Consider the following 18,376-nt stretch of genomic DNA (forward strand, 5'->3'; position numbering starts at 1 on the left):
CGCGTCCGCTCTGCATGGCCTACAGGACGTCGCGGTGCAGCACACTCACCATCTTGGCCGCCGATGCGCGCCACGCGCCGCCCTCGGGGTTCACCTGGGCCACCCCGTCGACGACTTCGCCGCTGATGATGGCGTGGTCGACCGCCCAGCCGACCACGGTGCGCGCCCATCCGGCAACCTGGTCGGCTCCGCTAATAGCGTCGAGCGCCGTGCAATCCGACTCGATGGTCATGCCGCCGATCTTCTCGGCGTAGTTCGCGAGCATCGCGCACAGCTCCTGACGGGACACGATCCGCTCGGGCGCGAAGGTATTGTCTCCGTACCCGTTGACCACGCCGTGCGCACGCGCCCAGCGAATCGCGCCTCCGTAGTACTCGCTGTAGTCGACGTCCGCGAAATCGGGCGATGTCGCCGCGGGCTGACCGGCCATGTTGTACAGGATGCAGGCCACCTGTCCGCGCGTGATGAAGTCGTAGGGCCCGAACAGGCCGTTGTCGTAGCCGTTCATGAGACGATGGCTCAGCGCGTATCCCAGCACGTCTCGGGTCGCGTACCAGTCACCCGGCGTAACATCGGGGAAGCCGTAGTCGCTCGGCTCCTCGGCGATGGTGAACGCCACCTCGACGGTGTCCGTAAAGTCACCGGTCCCGCGCAGGCGCACGCTGCCCTCCCCGATCTCGACGTTGTCGTCATAGGACACGATGACGAAGTCGCGGTCCTCCACCAGCGCCATGCCGTTGAACGACACCGACGGCGCGGGCTCCAGGGGACGCCCCGTGTAATACGCCTCGGGAACGGAGATCTGCGCATCCTCAAGACTTGCCGGCATGACGGTGAAGTGCACGACGGCCGCCTCGCTTCCGTCGGAGGGCGTGACCTTCAGGGTCGCGCGTCCGACGTGCACGTTGTTCTCGTAGGAAAGCGTGTAGTCCGCACCCTCGGCAAGCGTCGCATCCCCGCGCGTCACCACGGGCTTGGGCTCGATCGCGGAGCCCGTATACGTGTAGGAGGGCTCGATGCCGCCCACGCTCAGGCCCGGCGTGGTGTCCACCGTCGTGAGCTCGCGCGTTGCCGTGTCGATGCGATAGAACACGGGCGCCGTCGAACTGTAGCCCGAACCGGTGGCATACCACACGAGCGCGCCATCGTGAACGATCGGCTGACAATCCGACACGCTGCCCTCGACAGTCGCGATATCGCCCAGACGCGCGCCCGTACCGTCTACGAACAGGTAGTTGAGCTGGCCCGCAGAGGTGTTCCACGCGACCATGAACAGATCGTCGTTCACCTTGGCGAGAACCGGGTTGAGCGCCTCCTCGGTGCTATCCGCTGCAAACGAGGTCAGCCACGTGAAGCTCGTGGTCCCGAGATCAGAGGGCGTCACGCTCAGCCAAACGTTGCGCGAGCCCGCACCCGGGCGGACACTGCCGTCCTGAGGCGCGCTCGTGCCCACCGCGAGCAACGTCCCCCTCGTTTCGGAAGCGGCAAATCCGCCGACGGTAGCCCCGGTGCTGTTGTCTCCGATCTCGCCGTAGATGTCGAGCACCTCGGTATACGAGCTCGAGCCGGTGGCCCCCAGCCGCTTGATCACGACGGCGCGCGGATAGGCGTCGCCGTGGTCGAGCGCGTACGCGGTGCCGTTCAGCTCGGTCACGAACTGGTTGAACGAATGGCTCACATATCCGAACGCGTTGCCGATATTCATAACGTCCCAGAAGCCGTCGACAGGCTGCATGGTGGCCTCGTCGATGACAAACGTCATGTTCGACTGATGGTTCAGCCCGTCATCCGAGGCATACATGGTGTGGGCCGTGCGGATGTAGAGCTCGCCGCCGGCCTCCAGCATGCGCAGCGAGCCGGCGTCGAACGGAACGCGCGTGTTGATGCCGGACAGGTCGACAGCGCTGATGTAGTTCCACGCATGGTCGAACTTGGAGACGCGCACCACGTGCACATCATCGCTCTCGGTGGGATTCGCCTGACCCGTCGCCACGAAATAGTTCTGCGATCCGGCGAGGAAGCCGCCCCACAGCACGTCCTGCGCCGCCGTCACGCCCTCGGGAGCGAGCTCGAGCGCGCCCATGGTGCGCGCGGACAACAGCGTGCCGTCGTCTGCATACTCCTCGATACGCAGCACGTCAGCGCCCTCGTCGTATTCGACGCGCATGAGATCGCCCGCCGACGTCTCGACCAGATGGCTTGATACCGGCGATGCCCACCGGAAGTAGTCCTGGTCCCCGGCGTTGCTCGACTGATACGGCTGATCCGCCCATGCCGAGCGAACCGTCATCGGGCTCAAGCCGAACAGTACTACGAGCACCAGGCATGTTGCCGCCAAACGATGCAGCGCACCTCGATGCAAAGGTTTGAGCATACCCATCACTCCTCCATTCGCCTCGCTGACGCAGGTGGTTCCCCTTGTATTGTATGCTGACAGAGAAGCAGCCGAACCTGTTGCGCAACTTAGGCGAGAACATACGAACATATGTTCTGATTCTATGATACAATGACGCTGCCGAAAGGGCAACGCCCTCCACCGCCCCGTATCCTCGTGACACGTTGAGGGCAGAGGGATATGGATGGCGAGGCAGGGCGCGGGCATGCTGGGCGACGACAAGCGCCCCGAGGATGTGAGGAGGATGGATTCGTGAACGTCTTTGACCGCTACGCGCCGTTCGTGCAGGACTTCATCTACGGGCACGGCTGGGAGAACCTGCGATCCATCCAGGTGGCGGCAGCGGACGCCATCTTCAACACCGACGAGAACGTGCTGCTCACCGCCCAGACCGCCTCGGGAAAGACGGAGGCGGCGTTCTTCCCCATCCTCACGCTGTTTTGGGAGAATCCGCCCGCCTCGGTGGGCGCGCTCTACATCGGACCGCTCAAAGCCCTCATCAACGACCAGTTTTACCGGCTCAACGGCCTCTGCGAGGAAGCGGACATCCCCGTCTGGCATTGGCACGGCGATGTCGCCTCGTCCCATAAGCGCAAGCTGCTCAAGCAGCCATCCGGAATCCTGCAGATCACACCGGAATCCCTCGAGGCGCTTCTGCTCCACAAGCATTCGGCGATCGGGAGGCTCTTCGGCGACCTGCGCTTCGTGGTGATCGACGAGGTCCACTCGCTTCTGCGCGGCGATCGCGGCGGGCAGACGCTCTGCCTGATCGAGCGCCTATCCCGCATGGCCGGCGTGAACCCCCGCCGTATCGGGCTGTCGGCGACCATCGGCGACCCGGAGCGAACCGGCGAGTTTTTGTCTTCGGGAACCGGGCGCGGATGCATCATCCCGCGTTTCGAGGAGCCCCGGCGCACGTGGCGCCTTTCCATGGAGCATTTCTATATCACCGGCCCCCAGGCGACAGAGCGCGTCGCGCAGGCGACCGGCACCACGGTCACCGCAGGCACCGTCGAGGCCGAGGTGGTGAGCTGCGAGCGCATCGGGCCCGCGGCGCCCACGCTCGACGAGCTTTTGGAGCGCGCCGACAGCACCCCTGGCGACCGCGCGCTGGCGCTCGCAAAGGCCGGGCACCGGGCGTCGGGCTCCTCGGAGGACCCTACGCCCGCCGACGAGCCCGAGGTCAGCATCCCTCCCGTGGCGGAAACCGAACTCATGACCGCAACCGACACCGCTCCGCGCGATGCGGACCCGGGACTCGGCTACATCTTCGAGCACACACGGGGCCGAAAATGCCTCGTGTTCGTCAACTCCCGTGAAGAGGCCGAGGCCGTCTGCACGGTGCTGCGCCAGTACTGCGAGGCGAACCGCGAACCCGACCGATTCCTCATCCACCATGGCAACCTGTCCGCATCCTACCGCGAGACCGCCGAAGAGCTCATGCGCGACGAGGAGCAGGCGCTCACCACGGTGACCACCGCCACGCTCGAGCTCGGCATCGATATCGGACGGCTCGAGCGCGCCTTCCAAATCGACGCCCCGTTCACCGTGTCGTCGTTCTTGCAGCGCATGGGCCGCACCGGCCGGCGCGACCTCCCGCCCGAGATGCACTTCGTCATGCGCGAGGAGCAGCCCGAGCCGCGCGCCATGCTGCCCGAGACCATCCCCTGGAAGCTCCTGCAGGGCATCTCGCTCGTCCAGCTCTACCGAGAGGACAAGTGGGTGGAGCCCCCACGGCTCGACCGTCTCCCCTACAGCCTGCTCTACCACCAGGTCATGGCCACGCTCGCAAGCTGCGGCGAACTCACGCCGGCAGAGCTCGCCGGGCGCGTGCTCACGCTGTCTTACTTCCATCGCGTGAGCGCCGACGACCTGCGCGTGCTGCTGCGCCATCTCATCGAAATCGATCACGTCGAACAGACCGAGGCGGGCGGGCTCATCGTGGGCATCGCCGGGGAACGCGTCACCAACTCGTTCAAGTTCTACGCCGTGTTCCAGGAAAACGAGGAGTTCACGGTGCGCTCCGAATCTGCCGAGCTCGGAACCATCGTGAATCCGCCGCCTGCAGGCGAGCGCATCGCCATCGCCGGACACTGCTGGATCGTCGAGGAAGTCGACTGGAAGCGCCACCTTGTGTACTGCACGCAGGTCAAAGGACGCGTGCCCGCGTATTTCGGCGATTGCCCGGGCGACATCGACACCCGCGTGCTCGAGCGCATGCGCCAAGTGCTGACCGAGCGCTGCGACTACCCCTACCTTATGGTGAATGCGCGCGCTCGCCTGCTCCAGGCTCGCCATGTCGCCGCCAACGCGCACCTGACCGAGCGACCGCTCATCAATCTGGGCGGCGACACGTGGGCGCTGCTTCCCTGGCTGGGCAGCTACGCGTTTTTGGCACTCGAGCGCCTGCTCAAGATCAAATGCGCCGGCGAGCTCGGCCTAAAGGGCCTCGACCCGTCCCGCCCCTACTTCATGCAGTTCCGCATGAAGGCGGATGAGGACACGTTCTACCAGGTGGTCGCCGCCGAGGCCGAGGCCGATTTCGACCCCATCGAGCTCGTGTACCCCGGAGAGGTGCCCTACTTCGACAAGTATGACGAGCTGCTGCCTGCAGAGCTCGTGCGCAAGGGGTTCGCCGAGGGCGTGCTGGATATCTCCGGCATGCGCGCACGCGTCCTCGAATGGCGCGATCGCTGGGGCCGCGCCGTGCTTTAGGGGGAGCCGGTGCTTTTTCGGGATGGGCTAGGGAAACGCCGACCGCCGCGGAATGAATTGTCGGTGCTTCCCTAGGCATCGGTCATCGGCGTGCCGAGGAACTCCTCGTCGAACGGAATCGACCCGACGACCGCATACGGCTCATCTGATGCGATGACCAGGTAGTTGTCCTCGCCGTCGAACTGCTCATCGGTCGCGGGGACGATCCAGACGCGCGCAAACACCTGCCTGAGCGTCGCCGCCGTGTCGCGCAAAAACGTCAGCTCGGTCCCGCCTTCATGGGAGACGACGTTGGCGACGTACAGTCCGCCGGGCGCAAGCAGGCTCCGCACGGCGCGCGCGGCCTCGACCGTCGCCAAGGCGAGCACCGGCTCATGACCGGAGAAGGTGTCGTTCACGATCGCGTCGTAGCGCCCGGCATCCCGCTCGCCCTCAAGATAGGCGCGCCCGTCGGCCGTGATGATATGCAGGCGGTCGCCTGCCCGCGCCTCGAGCTCGTCCACGAAAAACCAGCGGCGCGCCGCCCGCGTCACCGCCTCGTCGATCTCGACCACGTCCATATGCAGATTGTCATGGCTCATGAGCGCGTGCTTGGGCCATGCGTAGCCGCCCCCTCCAAGCGCGAGCACGTCGACGACGCCGCGGTCGGTGCGCTCGAACTTCTGCCCCTCGAGGTCGAAGACGATATCGAACGCGCGCTGGTAGGCGAATACGGGCTCGAACCTGCGCCCATCGAGATAGGTCGCCGACTGGTACACCCCGCCCTGGCGAAAGACGCGGGCGAGCGACCCGTCGCGCATGCGGCGGGTGCGAATCAGGGCGAAACCGTTCGCGGTATGGGTGATGTGCGGATCGAACCGCAGGTAGACGATGGCGATCACCGATGCCAGGGCGAACAGGATCGCCATGGCGAGGCCGGCCGCGTCGCCGGAGGCACCGCCGATGGTGCACGCGATGGCGATCGCCAGGATCACGACGACGTCGACGGCCTCTTCCGGCATGCCGCCGCGCGCAGGCCGCGGGCACGAGGCGCCCGACATATTGTGCTCGGCCGTGGGCCGCGGCGTCCATCGCTCGTCCATTTACAGCTCCTTTTGCTGATAGAGTCCGCAATCGGTGAAACCAAGATGCCTATAGTATTCCCGCGTCCCCACCGCGCTGATCACGTTGATGCGGCGATAGCCCGCATCCTGTGCCAGAGCACATGCGCGCTCGACAAGCCGGCGGCCGAGCCCCAGGTGCTGGGCGGCATGGCCCTCCTCGCCCACGCGCGTCGCCATGCCGTACACGTGCACCTCGCGAATCATGGCCTCCTCCGCAGCGATGGGCAGCTCTCCGGCATGTTCCCGCACGTACGCGGCGTCGGGCAGCGAAAGGCGCAGGAAGCCGGCGATGCGCCCGTCGGCGGTCACCCATTGCAAGAAGCGCTCGCGCGTGTTCGTCGTCTTATAGGCGACCGTCTCCATGCGCAGGTCGTCCGGATCGATGTCCGCGGTGCCGACCTCGCGGTAGCGGATCTCACGCACGGCAGCGCGGCCGTCTTCCGCCGCGCCCGACGCGGCAAGGCGAGCCTCGACCAGCTGGCGCAGGTTCGGCTTCTTGTTGCCCGCCTTGATGTCGTTGGTCGAGAAATCTCGGATCATGCGCGATATGCGGCAGAACGCCGGCGTGGCGAGCACGTCGTCGACCAGGATGCCGAGCAGCTCGTCCTCCGCGTACGGCACCCATGCCCCGGAATCGAAATCGCGGCACAGGCGCGCCCCCTCGATGAGGGCGCACGGGTAGAGCTTGATCTCATCGGGCTGGAACGCCGGATCGGTCATGAGGCGCTCGTAGTCGCGCCGGTCCGACTCGGGCGTGGAGCCGAGCAGGTTCACCATCGCATGCGCGTGGATCTTGAAGCCGAACGCCCTCAGCAGGTCGAACGCCTCGCCGATGCGCCCGACCGTGATGTGCCGCTCGTTGAGGTCGAGGATGCGCTGGTCGGTGCTCTGCACGCCCATCTGGATCTTGGTGGCGCCCAGCCTCCGGATGAGCGTCAGCGCCTCGGGGGTGATGGCGTCCGGGCGCGTCTCCACGACCAGGCCGACCACGCGGTGGCGCGCGGTCTCGTTGGCGCGCTGCTCGCGGGCAAGCTCCTCCATCGTCGCCGTCTGTCCCGCGGCCGCACGCGACCACGCGTCGCTCGAGCCGAACAGGGCGCGCACGGCCTGGTTGTAGCCGGTCTCGCCCGCATCCACCGCACGCTGGGCCTCGCCCGCGAACGCGGCGAGCTCCTGTGGATCCGACGCGATGCCGCACGAGCGGTACCACGCGCGCCGCCGAGCAACCTCCGCCGGCACGTGCGTCGTGCTCGCCAGCACGGCCCCCTTATCCTGCCCCGGCTCCGCGAGCATGGGGTTTGCCGCCACACCCGACACCGCGCCGTCGTTCAGCGCGCGGAACAGCTCTTTCACGAACCAGATCTGATACGGGCGCGGGTAGTCGCTCCACGTGCCGCCCAGGATGATGAGCTCGATCTTGTCGGTCGCATGTCCCATCTGCGTGAGCGCCGTCAGGCGCGTCGAGACCTGCAGATAGGGGTCGAAGCAGTTCTGCTCCGCCCGCGCGCAGGCAGGCTCGTCGTGCAGATAGCTTTTGGGCATGCGTACGTCGTTGGGGCAATACCGGCAGTCGCTCGAACAGGGCCAGGGCTTCGTGATGACCGTGATGGTGGCCACGCCCGATGCGGAGCGGCGCGGCTTCATGCGCAAGACCCGAAGCAGCCCCTCCTCGAGCTCGGGCGTGACGCCCCACGCCTCCCAGCGTTCAGGCTCCTCGCGCTTGACCCTCTGATAGAACGGCAGCAGGCGGCGCTTGGCGAACGCGCGCTTGTCGCCACCCGTCCGCTTGGCCTGCGCGTGCACGAGCATGACGAGCGCGTCGTCATCCACCGCCTCGCCGCGACGCAGCATAGCGAGTATGTTCACAATGATGTCTTCCATGCCCCGCATTGTACAATGACGCTTCGGGAAGCAGCGGATCCATCTGCATATGGTCTGGGGGCGCCTCCATGGATGTACAGCTCGCGCGACGGCTCATCGCCTGCAACAGCGCGTTTTACCGCGACCACGCCGCGTCGTTCTCGGCAACGAGGTCCGCGCCGTGGGACGGCTGGCAGCGCGTCGCCGAAATCGTCCAGGACACCTTCGCATGCGCCGAGCAGCGCACGGTGCTCGACGTCGCGTGCGGCAATCTCCGGTTCCCGCGCTTTCTGTTCTCTCGAACGCCGCAGCAGTCCTGGCGCTGCGTCGCAGTCGACAACGCGCCCCAGCTCGCCGCGAACCTCCCCGGCGACGGAAGCGTGCGCTTCGTCGAGCGCGACATCCTCGGCGGCCTGCTCGACGGCACGGACCCCCTCGGCGACATCCCCACATGCGACCTGGTCGTCTCGTTCGGCTTCATGCACCACGTCCCCGGCGGCTCGCTGCGCCGCGCCCTTCTCGATTCCCTCGCCGCGCGCGTATCCCCCTCGGGCCTGCTCGTGCTCTCGTTTTGGCAGTTCATGGACGATGCGAGGCTATCGGCCAAGGCGCGCGTCGCCGACGAAGGGGCGCGCCGCGCCGGGTGGCCCACAGACGAGCTCGAGGCGGGCGACCATTTCCTCGGCTGGCAAGACGATGTACAGGCGCGACGCTACTGCCATCATTTCGACGAGACGGAGATCGACGCGCTCGCCGGTCACCTGGCGAAGCACGGCATGCACGAGTGCGCCCGCTTCTCGGCAGACGGCCGCACCCATGCGCTCAACCGCTACCTCGTCTGCAGAAAGGAGGGCTCGTGAACGCCGTGCTTTCCGATCCCACACGCACCGCGGCGCTGTTTTCCGGGCGCGATGACGTGAGCGTGCGGGCATGCCTCGAGGGCACCATGGGCGCCATCATGGCCAACGATGCCGACCGCCCCACATCCGCTGTCGCCATGGTCGGAGACTTCGTCTTCACAGGAGGAGAGCCCGACCCCGCACTTCTCGAAGCCGCGTGCTCGCGCAGCACGTCCGGCCTCTCGATCGTCGTTCCCCAGGATGCCGCATGGAGCCGGCTCATCGAGCGGATGCCCGGACGGCGCGCGAAACCGCACACGCGCTACGCGACGTCCAAGGATCCAGACGCATTCGATCGCATGCACCTGCACCGGCTCGCCTCCGCCCTGCCCGCCGGCGTCGCCCTGCGCGCCATCGACGAGCCCCTGTGGCACGCGTGCCTCGACCAGGACTGGAGCCGCGACCTTGTGGCCCAGCTCGACCCCTATCCCCGTTTTGCCGAGCTCGGCGTCGGCGTCATCGCCCTGGAGGGCAGGGTCGTCGTCTCGGGCGCGTCGACGTATGCGCGCTGTGCGGGCGCCATCGAAATCGAGGTCGACACCCGCCCCGACCGTCGCAGGCGCGGCCTTGCGCGCGCCTGCTCCGCCGCCCTCATGCTCGCCTGCCTCGACCGGGACCTTTATCCCAACTGGGACGCACATACGCCGGCCTCGCTCGCGCTTGCGGGCCAGCTCGGCTACCGCCTCGACCATGCGTATGATGCATACCTCGTGACCGGCGCGTGACGCACGAGGGCCGGCCCGTCCAATCGTTTACAATCCACGGTCGTCAACCGTTGCCGACCGTAAGGACATCATGGGCCTCACGCACATCCGCCTCCCCAAGAACTTCGACCTCGACGAGCGCTTGATGCGCTACGCGGACGCCATCGAGCAGCACGCCGAGACGTTCGCGGGCAGATGGGCGCACGCGTGCTGGCCGTGCGGCCCGTCCTCGGAGCCGGTGGGGCGCGATACGTTCGACGCGGTCCATCTCGATCTCGGATGCGGCAAGGGCGCCTTCATCGCGTGCTGCGCCGAGCGGAACCCCCATACGCTGTACGTCGGCATGGACGCCGAGCCGGTCTGCATCGCCTACGCCGCCCAACGCGTCGTGGAGCAGCATCTGCGCAACGTGGTCATCGTGCCGCGCGGCGCCGCGGCGCTCCCCGCGATCTTCTCGCCCGGCGAGCTGGACGCCATCACCCTGAATTTCCCGACTCCGCACCCCAAGCGCCACCACGCCGCAAAGCGCCTGGTCAACGTCGACCACCTGCTGGCGTATCGGCCCCTGCTCGCGCACGGCGCCACGCTCACGCTGCGGACCGACAGCCTGCCGCTGTGGGAATACGCCAAGCTGCAATTTGCCGCCGCGGGCTACGACGTGCTCTGGATCTCGTCGGATACGCGCGCCGAGCATCCCGATTATCCCCAGACGGAGTACGAGGAGCGGCTCACCGAACGGGGTGCCGCCGTCTACGGAATCTGCGCCACGCCCGGGGCGCAGCCCGACACCGCGCAGATCCAAGCGGGGCGCGACGCGGAGCAAAGCCTCATGCTGTACCTGCCCGACGACCTGTTCGCCCTCGACTACGTGCCCCTCGGCATGGAGGCGGCCGTCGAGAACTTCAAGAACCGTCAGCTCAAAGGCAAGTCGCGCATCCCCCAAGCGACCAGATAGCGCCGATCGCCTCGATAGCGCGACGCACAGATTCGGCTTGTGCCATATGGCACGGATTCGATGGCCCTATGCATTCCCGCCATCATGCTCTGCGACCTCACGCATGATCTCCGCTGCGAGCGCGGGCCGCAAACCGACGCGAGGACCACGCCCGGGCGCAGCGGCGAAACGAAATAGGGGCTACTGGGCTGCTCCGAAACTATGTACCCAAAAGCCCCAAATCCGTTTGAGCAACAGCATAGTATATGTTCTGTTTATCGTATTATTTAGCATCGGCGGTGTAGTGCCGGGATTCCCGGCACTACACCCGACTTCACGCAGAACCAGGCACCGCACACACCGCTGGGCAAACCGTTTACCTGCGGTTATGTAGAAAGTCGCAACCATGCCCGTCATGTTGGCGCCGGGGTCGCCCGCCAAGGAATGGGCTGCTCGGCGTTTCCCTCAGATGCGACCTTGCGACATAATGGTGGACACGCAGACAAGGACCTCACGAAAGAAGACGATGTGACAGACGCAACGACATCCGCACCGACCGCCTCGGCGAGTTCATTTGCCGGGGGCACCGGCGAGCTCGCGGCGGGATCCCTCGGCACCCTTTCGCCCAGCTGGTGGGAGCCCGAGGACGGCAGCGAGCCCGAACCATGGCTTACGCCCGACGAGGCGTTCGAGCGCTTTTTCGGCTGGGCCGAGGAGCAGGGCATCGAGCTGTGGCCTCATCAGGAGGAGGCGCTCATGGACCTCGCCGCCGGCGACCACGTCATCCTGGGCACGCCCACCGGATCGGGCAAGTCGCTCGTCGCGCTCGGCATGCTGTTCATGGGCATGGCGCAGGGCAAGCGCGTGTACTACACCGCTCCCATCAAGGCGCTGGTCAGCGAGAAGTTCTTCGACCTCGTCGAGGTTCTCGGCCGCGACAACGTGGGCATGATCACCGGCGACACGCACATCAACACCGCGGCGCCCGTCATCTGCTGCACGGCGGAGATCCTGGCCAACCAGGCCCTACGCGAGGGCGAAGATTCCGACGTCGGATGCGTCGCCATGGATGAATTCCATTACTTTGCCGACCCCGACCGCGGATGGGCCTGGCAGGTCCCCCTGCTCACGCTGCCGCACGCGCAGTTCATGCTCATGAGTGCCACGCTGGGCGACGTCACCGCCATCGCCGACGCGCTGCGCACGCAGACCGGCGCCGACGTCGATATCGTGGCGGACGCCCCCAGGCCGGTGCCGCTCGCCTACGAGTACGTGGACACCGCCCTCGAGGGCACGGTGGAGCTCGCGCTTCGGCGCGGGGAGGCCCCGCTGTACATCGTGCACTTCTCTCAGGATGCAGCGCTGTCGACCGCAAGCTCGCTCGCCAACTTCGGCGTCGCCAGCAAGGAGCAGCGCGAAGCCATCAAGGAGGCGTCGAAGGGGACCCGCTTCACCACGGCGTTCGGCAAGATCTTGAAGCGCCTGCTGTCGAACGGCGTGGGCGTGCACCACGCCGGCATGCTGCCGCGCTACCGCCTGCTTGTGGAGAAGCTCGCCCAGCAGGGCCTGCTTCCGGTCATCTGCGGCACCGACACGCTGGGCGTCGGCATCAACGTACCCATCCACACCGTGCTGCTGACGGCGCTCACGAAATTCGACGGCCGCCGCATGCGCCGCCTGCGCGCCCGCGAATTCCATCAGATCGCCGGCCGTGCGGGCCGTGCGGGCTTCGATACCGAGGGCTGCGTGATCGCCGAGGCCCCCGAGCACGACATCGAGAACGCCAAGTTGGTCGCCAAGGCGGGAGGCGACCCCAAGAAGCTGCGCAAGATCAAGAAGAAGAAACCGCCCGAGGGCTTCGTCACCTGGAACGAGCAGACCTTCAACCGCCTGATCGAATCGGCCCCCGAGACGCTCAGGCCGCGCCTGCGCATCACGCACTCCATGGTGCTCTCCATGGTCGAGCAGGGCGGCGACGCCCGGGCGCATGTGGAGGAGCTCATCGAGCGCTCCCTGCAGACCCCCGAGGAGAAGCTTGCGCTCTCGGCGCGCGCCGACGAGATCTTCGCCACCCTCATCGACTCGGGCGTCGTGGTGCGCGAGGAGCTCGATGACGGCAGCCTGGACTACTCGCTGACCGTCGACCTGCCCGACGACTTCGCCCTCGACCAGCCCCTCTCCCCCTTCCTGCTCGCCGCGCTCGAGCTTCTCGATCCCGAGAGCGAGACCTACACCTTCGACCTCATCTCCATGGTCGAGGCCACGCTCGAGGACCCCAAGCAGGTGCTGCGCGCGCAGGAGCGCGCGGCCCGCGCCCACGCGATGGCCGAGATGAAGGCGGACGGCATCGACTACGAGGAGCGTCTCGAGAAGATCGCCGACATCACGTACCCCAAGCCCCTCGAGGACATGCTCGACGCCGCGTTCGCGAGCTACTGCGAGAAGGTGCCCTGGGCGAACGATTACGCACTGAGCCCCAAATCGGTCCTGCGCGACATGCTGGAAAGCGCCGCCGACTTCAAGGGCTACATCCAAAAGCTCGGCATCGCGCGCTCGGAAGGCATCCTGCTGCGCTACCTCGCCGAGGCCTTCCGCTCGCTCGACCGCACCGTCCCCATCGACAAGCGCAACGAGCAGCTCACCGACATCATCTCCTGGCTGGGCTTCGTCGTGCGGTCCGTCGACTCGAGCCTGGTCGACGAATGGGAGGCGGCGGGCGACCCGGTCGCCCTGGACGCCGCTCCCCCGACGGACGCCGACGCGGTCGTCTCCGACCGTCGCGGCATGACGCTTCTGGTCCGCAACGCGCTCATCCGCCGCGTCTCGCTGGCCTGTTCCGGCAACGTCGACGAGCTGGGCGCCCTCGATGCCGATTGGGGCATGACCGAGACGCGCTGGCAGCGCGCCCTCGATGCGTTCTTCGAGGCGCACGAGGAGCTGCTGCTGGACGCCGACGCCCGCTCCTCCGCGTTCATCGCCATCGATGAGCGCGACGAGAAGACCGAGCACGTCTGGCACGTCCACCAGATCTTCTCCGATAGCGACGGGGATCACGATTTCGGCATCATGGCCGACCTCGATCTGGACGCCACGGCCGAAGAGGGCGAGGCGGTGTTCAAAAACTACCGCGTCGGCTTCATCGAGGAGCTGCTGGAAGGCTAAGGGAAGCCCCCGACCGATCCCCTCTAAGATCTCGCCCGCATCCGCCATGGCGGATGCGGGCGACCTTATGCGAGCTCGACGGTGTAGAGCGGCTTGTACGTCGCCCCCGAGCTATCCAATATGCTGCGGAACACCGTGACGCGCGACGCCTCGTCAGAGCACGGGAACGCGAGGGCAGGCAGCGGACGGCCGGCGATCCTCGCCCGGCGCGCCAGCGTGATGTGCGGGCGGAACGCCTTCTTGTCGAACGGGACCCCGTGAGACCCCAAGCGCTCGCGCACCCCTTCCGCGAGCCTCGTGAGCTCGCCCACCGGATCCAGACCGAGCCACAGCGTCGCATCGCTCGGCGCGCCGAACCGTCCCAGACCCGACGCGCGAAGCGGGATCGGCCCTGCGCCGGCGCACGCCTCGTCGACCGCATCGAGGGCGGCGCGCAGCGTCCCCTCGTCGATCTCGCCCAAAAACGCCAAGGTCACATGGTAGGTGTCGCGCTTCATGTACCGGCCCGCAACGTGGACAGCAAGCTGGCGCGCCACGGCGGCGAGGTCGTCGACGAACGGTTCTGGCAGCTCAAGCGCTATGAAAACCCTCATGATCCCCCGCCTCCATCTCCTGCGCGCAACGTGCACCCATGCAACACGCCGCCCGTACCTGCAGGCACGGGCGGCGACATGGCGATTCGCTCAAGCCCTGCGTCCGAGACGCCCCTATGATTCCCTGCTGGCGACCCCGCGGTCCTTGAAGGCGAGGACGTCGGCCAGACGAACGCTTCGATGATGGTTGAGGCCCAGCCGAATGCCCGGGAGCTCTCCACGGTCGAGCATGCGCGTGACCGTGCGCCGCGAGACGCCCAGGATATCCGCCGCCTGACCGGTGGTGATCACCGCGTCGGCCTCGCCGGACGGTGCAAACCTCACCCCCGCATGCGCGGCAAACGACACAAGGAGCTGATACTCGCGCACGCTCAGGTTGTGACGGCAGCCCTCCGGATCAATTAGGGCGGGTCCCAGATTCTCGGCCATGGCTCCTCCTTGCACTAGCACCATCCGAAATCATTGTATGGGCTAAAAGTGCTTCCCAGAGCACAACATCTGTCAACGGGGCGCCTCACTATGCGAGCGTGCGGGAAGGGGCCTCTCCGTGGGGCGGAACGAGTCGGTCGACGTATCCCAAAACGGGCCCACCTGTCGGCGAAAACCGGCAGACGGGCCCGGGCGCGGCGCGATCGAACGTACTTGCATGCGTGCACGAAGCGCGGCGGATCACTCCATGTCGAGCGGCATCTTGTAGGAAGGCGCCGGGAACGCGCGGCTGATGAGCGCAAGGTCTTCCTCGGTCAGCTCGATAGCGTCGGCCGCCGCGTTCTCGAGCGTGTGCTCGGGCCGCGAGCTGCGCGGAATGGCGATCGTATCGCCGCCGCGGATGTCCCATGCCAAGATGACCTGGGGCACCGTGACGTTGTGGCGACGGGCGACCTCGGCGAGCTCCGGCGAGCGGAACAGGCGCCCGCGCAGCGTGCCCGCCTGCGCGAGCGGGCAATACGCCATCAGGGCGACGCCGTGATCGCGCATCCACGGCAGCAGGTCGAACTCGATGCCGCGCGAACCGGGGTGATAGAGCACCTGGTTCACCTGGCAGTTCTGCCCGCCCGGCACGCGCCAGAGGTCCTCCATGTCGTCGGTATCGAAGTTGGAGACGCCCCACGCGCGGATCTTGCCCTCAGCGATCAGCTCCTCCATGCAGGCCACCGTCTCGGCCAGCGGAACCATGCCGCGCCAGTGGAGCAGGTACAGGTCGAGATAGTCCACGCCCAGGTTCTCGAGCGTCTCGTCGCAGCTGTCGAAGATGTCGGGCTCCCCGGCGTTCGACGGCAGCACCTTGGAGACGATGAACAGCTCGTCGCGGTCGAGCGTCTTGGCGCGCGTGCCGTCGGCCTCGCGCAGCTGGCCCCCTGCTACCGCCACGCCGTCGAGCGCATCGCCGACAAGGCGCTCGCTGCGGCCGTTGCCGTACATCTCCGCCGTATCGATCAGCGTCATGCCGGAGGCGACGCCGGCGCGCAGCGCCTGGGCCTCGCGGTCGTGCGTCGAGCGGCTGTCGCCGAGATACCATGTGCCCTGACCCAGCGCGGGCACGCGGTCGCCGTTCGCCAGGGTCACCACATGGCGCTGCGTCGTCACGAAATCAGACATGGGATTCCTCCTCACCTGGATATATCGAGTGCGCCGCACCTGCGCGAACCAGAATGCGGCCAGCCCCTTTGTACCCTCCCGGAGCCCTTCGCGCCATGGTCTCTATGACAAATAATCGAGCAGGCTGTCGAACGTCTTCTGGGCATCCGCGCGGCCGACTTGGTACGCATGCTCAAGGATCTCGGGGTCGCGCACCATCATCGGCATCTTGACCGATTCGCTCGGCCGCACGACGAACACGGCGCCCTCCCGCTCGAGGCGCGCGATCGCGTCCAGCGTCTCGTTATAGCGGACATGGCGGTCGGCCAATAGCTCGATCAGCTTGGGGTAGCGGCGCAGCCAGACGCGCAGCAGCGGCATGAGGCTGTTGGGCTCCTTGCGGTACCCTTCCGGCTGCGTCAGCACCACGACGGTGCGGTCATACCCCTGCTCGAGCATCCAGGCCACCGGGATGGAATCGGCGATCCCGCCGTCGAGCAGCTCTCGGCCCTCGAGCTGGACCGGATGCGACACCATGGGGATGGAGGCCGACGCGCGGATCCATTCGATATCGCCGACATCGCCCGGACCAAGATCGTGGTAGACGGCGCAGCCGGCGTTGATGTCGGTCGCGACGACCGTGAAGCGCATGGGGTCCGCCGCGAACGTGGCGCTATCGAACACATCGAGCTTCCACGGCAGCTCGCCGTAGGCGAAATCCCGGCTGAACAGGTCGCCTTTGAGTATCCAGTTGCGAAGGCTCGCATAGCGCGGGTCGGCGCAGTACTTCTTGTTGTAGCGCCGCGCGCGCCCGATCTGCCTCGATTTGAAATTGCAGCCGAAGGTCGCGCCCGCAGACACGCCCACCGTCGCATCGGCGGTCAGCCCGCGCTCCATCCACACGTCGATCACGCCCGACGTGTACATCCCGCGAAATCCGCCGCCCTCGAGCACCACGCCCACGCTTGGACGCGCACCTTGTTCCGTCGCCGCCACGAAGCAACCTCCCTCTCGATTCAGACTCGCCAGTATACTCCCGCGGCACGCGACGAGGCGCCCTCGGCGGCATGTTGTGCCGACGAGGGCGCCGAAGGTGCGAGAGGCGTAGAGGGGCTTTTACGCCTTACTCTTCCAGGGGAACACTGGTCAATTGCTTTCGCGGCGGTCGGTTCCGTGGCGAGGCGGATGCGGGCGAAGGCGAGGAAGGCGCAGTTGCGCTGCGCCGACGCAGCCGGCTGCCTCTCATCCCCACCCAGCTCTCGATAAGACCACGAGTGGGACACTAGCGCCCACCCACCCTCTCCGCCACAGCCGCAACATGCGGGCATGGTGGGTATAAGAGACAGGCCTGAGCCCGCAGGCGCCCGGCACGGGGCCGACCGGCGCGGAATGAATTGATCAGTGTTCCCCCAAATACGACAGGAACGCATCGGCCTGCTCTGCCAGCTCGGCGCGCTGCTCGTCGGTCAGCGAGAGCACGTCGCTCGTGAACGCCTCGCGGTCGAGCACCACGCCGAGCTGGGGCTCCGCCATCAGGTCGACCTTTATGGCCTGTAGCAGCTCGCTGAGCTTGGCGCGGGCGCCGGCACCGGCGGAGCGGCCCGCCGCGGCGCAGATGACCGCCTTCTTGCCCGCGATGGCTGTTGCGGTCTCCCCCGGCTTGACCGGTCGGCTCATCCAGTCGAGCATGTTCTTGAGAACGCCTGGATAGCTGTAGTTGTATTCGGGCGTGAAGAACCACAGGCCGTCGGCGGACTGGACCTCTGTGCGCACGCGCGCGACGACCTCGGGCACCGGCTGCTCGCGATCTTGGTTCATGTACGGCAGCGCGGAGAAATCGAGCAGTTTGACGCGTGCACGCCCCTCAAGCAGCTTGGCTGCCTCATGCGCCATCTGCGTGTTGAACGACTGCCTGCGCAGGGAACCGGAAATCAACAGGATCTTTTTCATGACTGTCACGCTCCTTGTTTACGCGAGCGCGCGGCGCCTCGGGACGACCGCGCGCTATCTCACCTCGGCACCGAAGGGCAGCAGCGAAAGTTTTGCCATCTTGAAGCTCTGCAGACCGAACGGGATGCCGATGACGGTGATGCAGTTGAGCACACCGGCAATGCAGTATGCGATCGCCATCGGGATGCCGGCGAGCAGTACCCATATGACGTTGGCGACCAACGAGGGCGCGCCTCCGCCATAGACGATCTGCTTGCCGAACGGCGCAAGCGTCAGGCCGGCCATCTTCAGGCACTGCCGCCCTAGAGGGATGCCGATGATGGTGATGCAGAACACCAAGCCGAGCAGGAGCCAGCCCAATGCGGTCCAGATGCCGCCCAGAAGAATCCAGATGATGTTGCCCACCACGCGCATGCGTCGATCCTTTCGCCTCTCGCATATTGCTGTGTATTCCCATCATGCAGGGCGCTCATGACCGCACGG

At 66.6% G+C, this 18,376-nt stretch carries 14 protein-coding genes; 5 read left to right on the top strand and 9 right to left on the bottom strand.

The window, feature by feature from the left end; all coding sequences use genetic code 11:
- Window positions 1-19: 19 nt before the first annotated feature.
- Entirely contained in the window at window positions 20-2,374 is a 2,355-nt protein-coding gene (locus tag BN3789_RS02350; RefSeq protein WP_161938966.1) for an S-layer homology domain-containing protein, read from the bottom strand.
- 273 nt (window positions 2,375-2,647) lie between these two features.
- Here BN3789_RS02350 and BN3789_RS02355 point away from each other — a divergent pair, with 273 nt between their 5' ends.
- Window positions 2,648-5,110: a DEAD/DEAH box helicase gene (locus BN3789_RS02355; RefSeq protein ID WP_066829469.1), complete on the top strand. Its 2,463-nt coding sequence runs from the start codon at window positions 2,648-2,650 to the stop codon at window positions 5,108-5,110.
- A 71-nt stretch (window positions 5,111-5,181) separates the two neighbouring features.
- Here BN3789_RS02355 and BN3789_RS02360 read toward each other — a convergent pair whose 3' ends face one another.
- Together BN3789_RS02360 and BN3789_RS02365 are read right to left on the bottom strand one after the other, a co-directional pair.
- A complete protein-coding gene (locus BN3789_RS02360) occupies window positions 5,182-6,192 on the bottom strand; it encodes a spermidine synthase (RefSeq protein ID WP_229254139.1) in 1,011 nt (336 codons plus the stop codon).
- Window positions 6,193-8,094 (bottom strand): elongator complex protein 3, encoded by a 1,902-nt coding sequence (locus tag BN3789_RS02365; RefSeq protein ID WP_066830291.1) that lies wholly within the window; start codon window positions 8,092-8,094, stop codon window positions 6,193-6,195.
- Window positions 8,095-8,162: 68 nt separating this feature from the next.
- Here BN3789_RS02365 and BN3789_RS12595 point away from each other — a divergent pair, with 68 nt between their 5' ends.
- The 4 genes from BN3789_RS12595 (at window position 8,163) to BN3789_RS02385 (ending at window position 13,772) form a co-directional block, all read left to right on the top strand.
- The gene (locus BN3789_RS12595; protein ID WP_066829470.1) at window positions 8,163-8,933 is read left to right on the top strand and encodes a class I SAM-dependent methyltransferase; all 771 of its coding nucleotides are present in this window, start codon (window positions 8,163-8,165) and stop codon (window positions 8,931-8,933) included.
- The gene (locus BN3789_RS12600; protein WP_066829471.1) at window positions 8,930-9,697 is read left to right on the top strand and encodes a GNAT family N-acetyltransferase; all 768 of its coding nucleotides are present in this window, start codon (window positions 8,930-8,932) and stop codon (window positions 9,695-9,697) included. The genes BN3789_RS12595 and BN3789_RS12600 overlap by 4 nt, the downstream gene beginning before the upstream one ends.
- 70 nt (window positions 9,698-9,767) lie before the next feature.
- A complete protein-coding gene (gene trmB, locus BN3789_RS02380; protein ID WP_066829472.1) occupies window positions 9,768-10,631 on the top strand; it encodes a tRNA (guanine(46)-N(7))-methyltransferase TrmB in 864 nt (287 codons plus the stop codon).
- A gap of 507 nt (window positions 10,632-11,138) precedes the next feature.
- A complete protein-coding gene (locus tag BN3789_RS02385) occupies window positions 11,139-13,772 on the top strand; it encodes a DEAD/DEAH box helicase (protein ID WP_202615053.1) in 2,634 nt (877 codons plus the stop codon).
- 65 nt (window positions 13,773-13,837) lie between these two features.
- Here BN3789_RS02385 and thpR read toward each other — a convergent pair whose 3' ends face one another.
- From thpR to BN3789_RS02415, 6 genes are all read right to left on the bottom strand, one after another.
- Window positions 13,838-14,365: an RNA 2',3'-cyclic phosphodiesterase gene (thpR, locus tag BN3789_RS02390; protein WP_066829480.1), complete on the bottom strand. Its 528-nt coding sequence runs from the start codon at window positions 14,363-14,365 to the stop codon at window positions 13,838-13,840.
- Window positions 14,366-14,479: 114 nt separating this feature from the next.
- On the bottom strand, window positions 14,480-14,794 hold the full coding sequence (locus BN3789_RS02395) for a helix-turn-helix domain-containing protein (RefSeq protein ID WP_066829482.1): 315 nt from the start codon (window positions 14,792-14,794) through the stop codon (window positions 14,480-14,482).
- Between the two features lie 240 nt (window positions 14,795-15,034).
- Window positions 15,035-15,964 carry an aldo/keto reductase gene (locus BN3789_RS02400; protein WP_066829483.1) on the bottom strand — a complete coding sequence of 310 codons (930 nt, stop codon included), beginning with the start codon at window positions 15,962-15,964 and terminating at the stop codon, window positions 15,035-15,037.
- A 102-nt stretch (window positions 15,965-16,066) separates the two neighbouring features.
- The gene (locus BN3789_RS02405; RefSeq protein WP_229254140.1) at window positions 16,067-16,939 is read right to left on the bottom strand and encodes a patatin-like phospholipase family protein; all 873 of its coding nucleotides are present in this window, start codon (window positions 16,937-16,939) and stop codon (window positions 16,067-16,069) included.
- A 402-nt stretch (window positions 16,940-17,341) separates the two neighbouring features.
- Window positions 17,342-17,893 (bottom strand): NADPH-dependent FMN reductase, encoded by a 552-nt coding sequence (locus tag BN3789_RS02410; protein WP_066829485.1) that lies wholly within the window; start codon window positions 17,891-17,893, stop codon window positions 17,342-17,344.
- A 54-nt stretch (window positions 17,894-17,947) separates the two neighbouring features.
- Entirely contained in the window at window positions 17,948-18,307 is a 360-nt protein-coding gene (locus BN3789_RS02415; protein ID WP_066829487.1) for a YccF domain-containing protein, read from the bottom strand.
- Window positions 18,308-18,376: the final 69 nt, after the last annotated feature.

The organism is Collinsella ihumii, assembly GCF_900046475.1.
In the GTDB taxonomy this organism is placed as follows: domain Bacteria; phylum Actinomycetota; class Coriobacteriia; order Coriobacteriales; family Coriobacteriaceae; genus Collinsella; species Collinsella ihumii.

Excerpts from the sequence above, each read along its gene's own strand:
- BN3789_RS02415 (WP_066829487.1), bottom strand. The coding sequence starts at position 18,307 with ATGCGCGTGGTGGGCAACATCATCTGGATTCTTCTGGGCGGCATCTGG.
- BN3789_RS02365 (WP_066830291.1), bottom strand. The coding sequence starts at position 8,094 with ATGGAAGACATCATTGTGAACATACTCGCTATGCTGCGTCGCGGCGAG.
- BN3789_RS02350 (WP_161938966.1), bottom strand. The coding sequence starts at position 2,374 with ATGCTCAAACCTTTGCATCGAGGTGCGCTGCATCGTTTGGCGGCAACA.
- trmB (WP_066829472.1), top strand. The coding sequence starts at position 9,768 with ATGGGCCTCACGCACATCCGCCTCCCCAAGAACTTCGACCTCGACGAG.
- BN3789_RS12595 (WP_066829470.1), top strand. The coding sequence starts at position 8,163 with ATGGATGTACAGCTCGCGCGACGGCTCATCGCCTGCAACAGCGCGTTT.
- BN3789_RS02395 (WP_066829482.1), bottom strand. The coding sequence starts at position 14,794 with ATGGCCGAGAATCTGGGACCCGCCCTAATTGATCCGGAGGGCTGCCGT.
- BN3789_RS02360 (WP_229254139.1), bottom strand. The coding sequence starts at position 6,192 with ATGGACGAGCGATGGACGCCGCGGCCCACGGCCGAGCACAATATGTCG.
- BN3789_RS02400 (WP_066829483.1), bottom strand. The coding sequence starts at position 15,964 with ATGTCTGATTTCGTGACGACGCAGCGCCATGTGGTGACCCTGGCGAAC.
- BN3789_RS02410 (WP_066829485.1), bottom strand. The coding sequence starts at position 17,893 with ATGAAAAAGATCCTGTTGATTTCCGGTTCCCTGCGCAGGCAGTCGTTC.
- thpR (WP_066829480.1), bottom strand. The coding sequence starts at position 14,365 with ATGAGGGTTTTCATAGCGCTTGAGCTGCCAGAACCGTTCGTCGACGAC.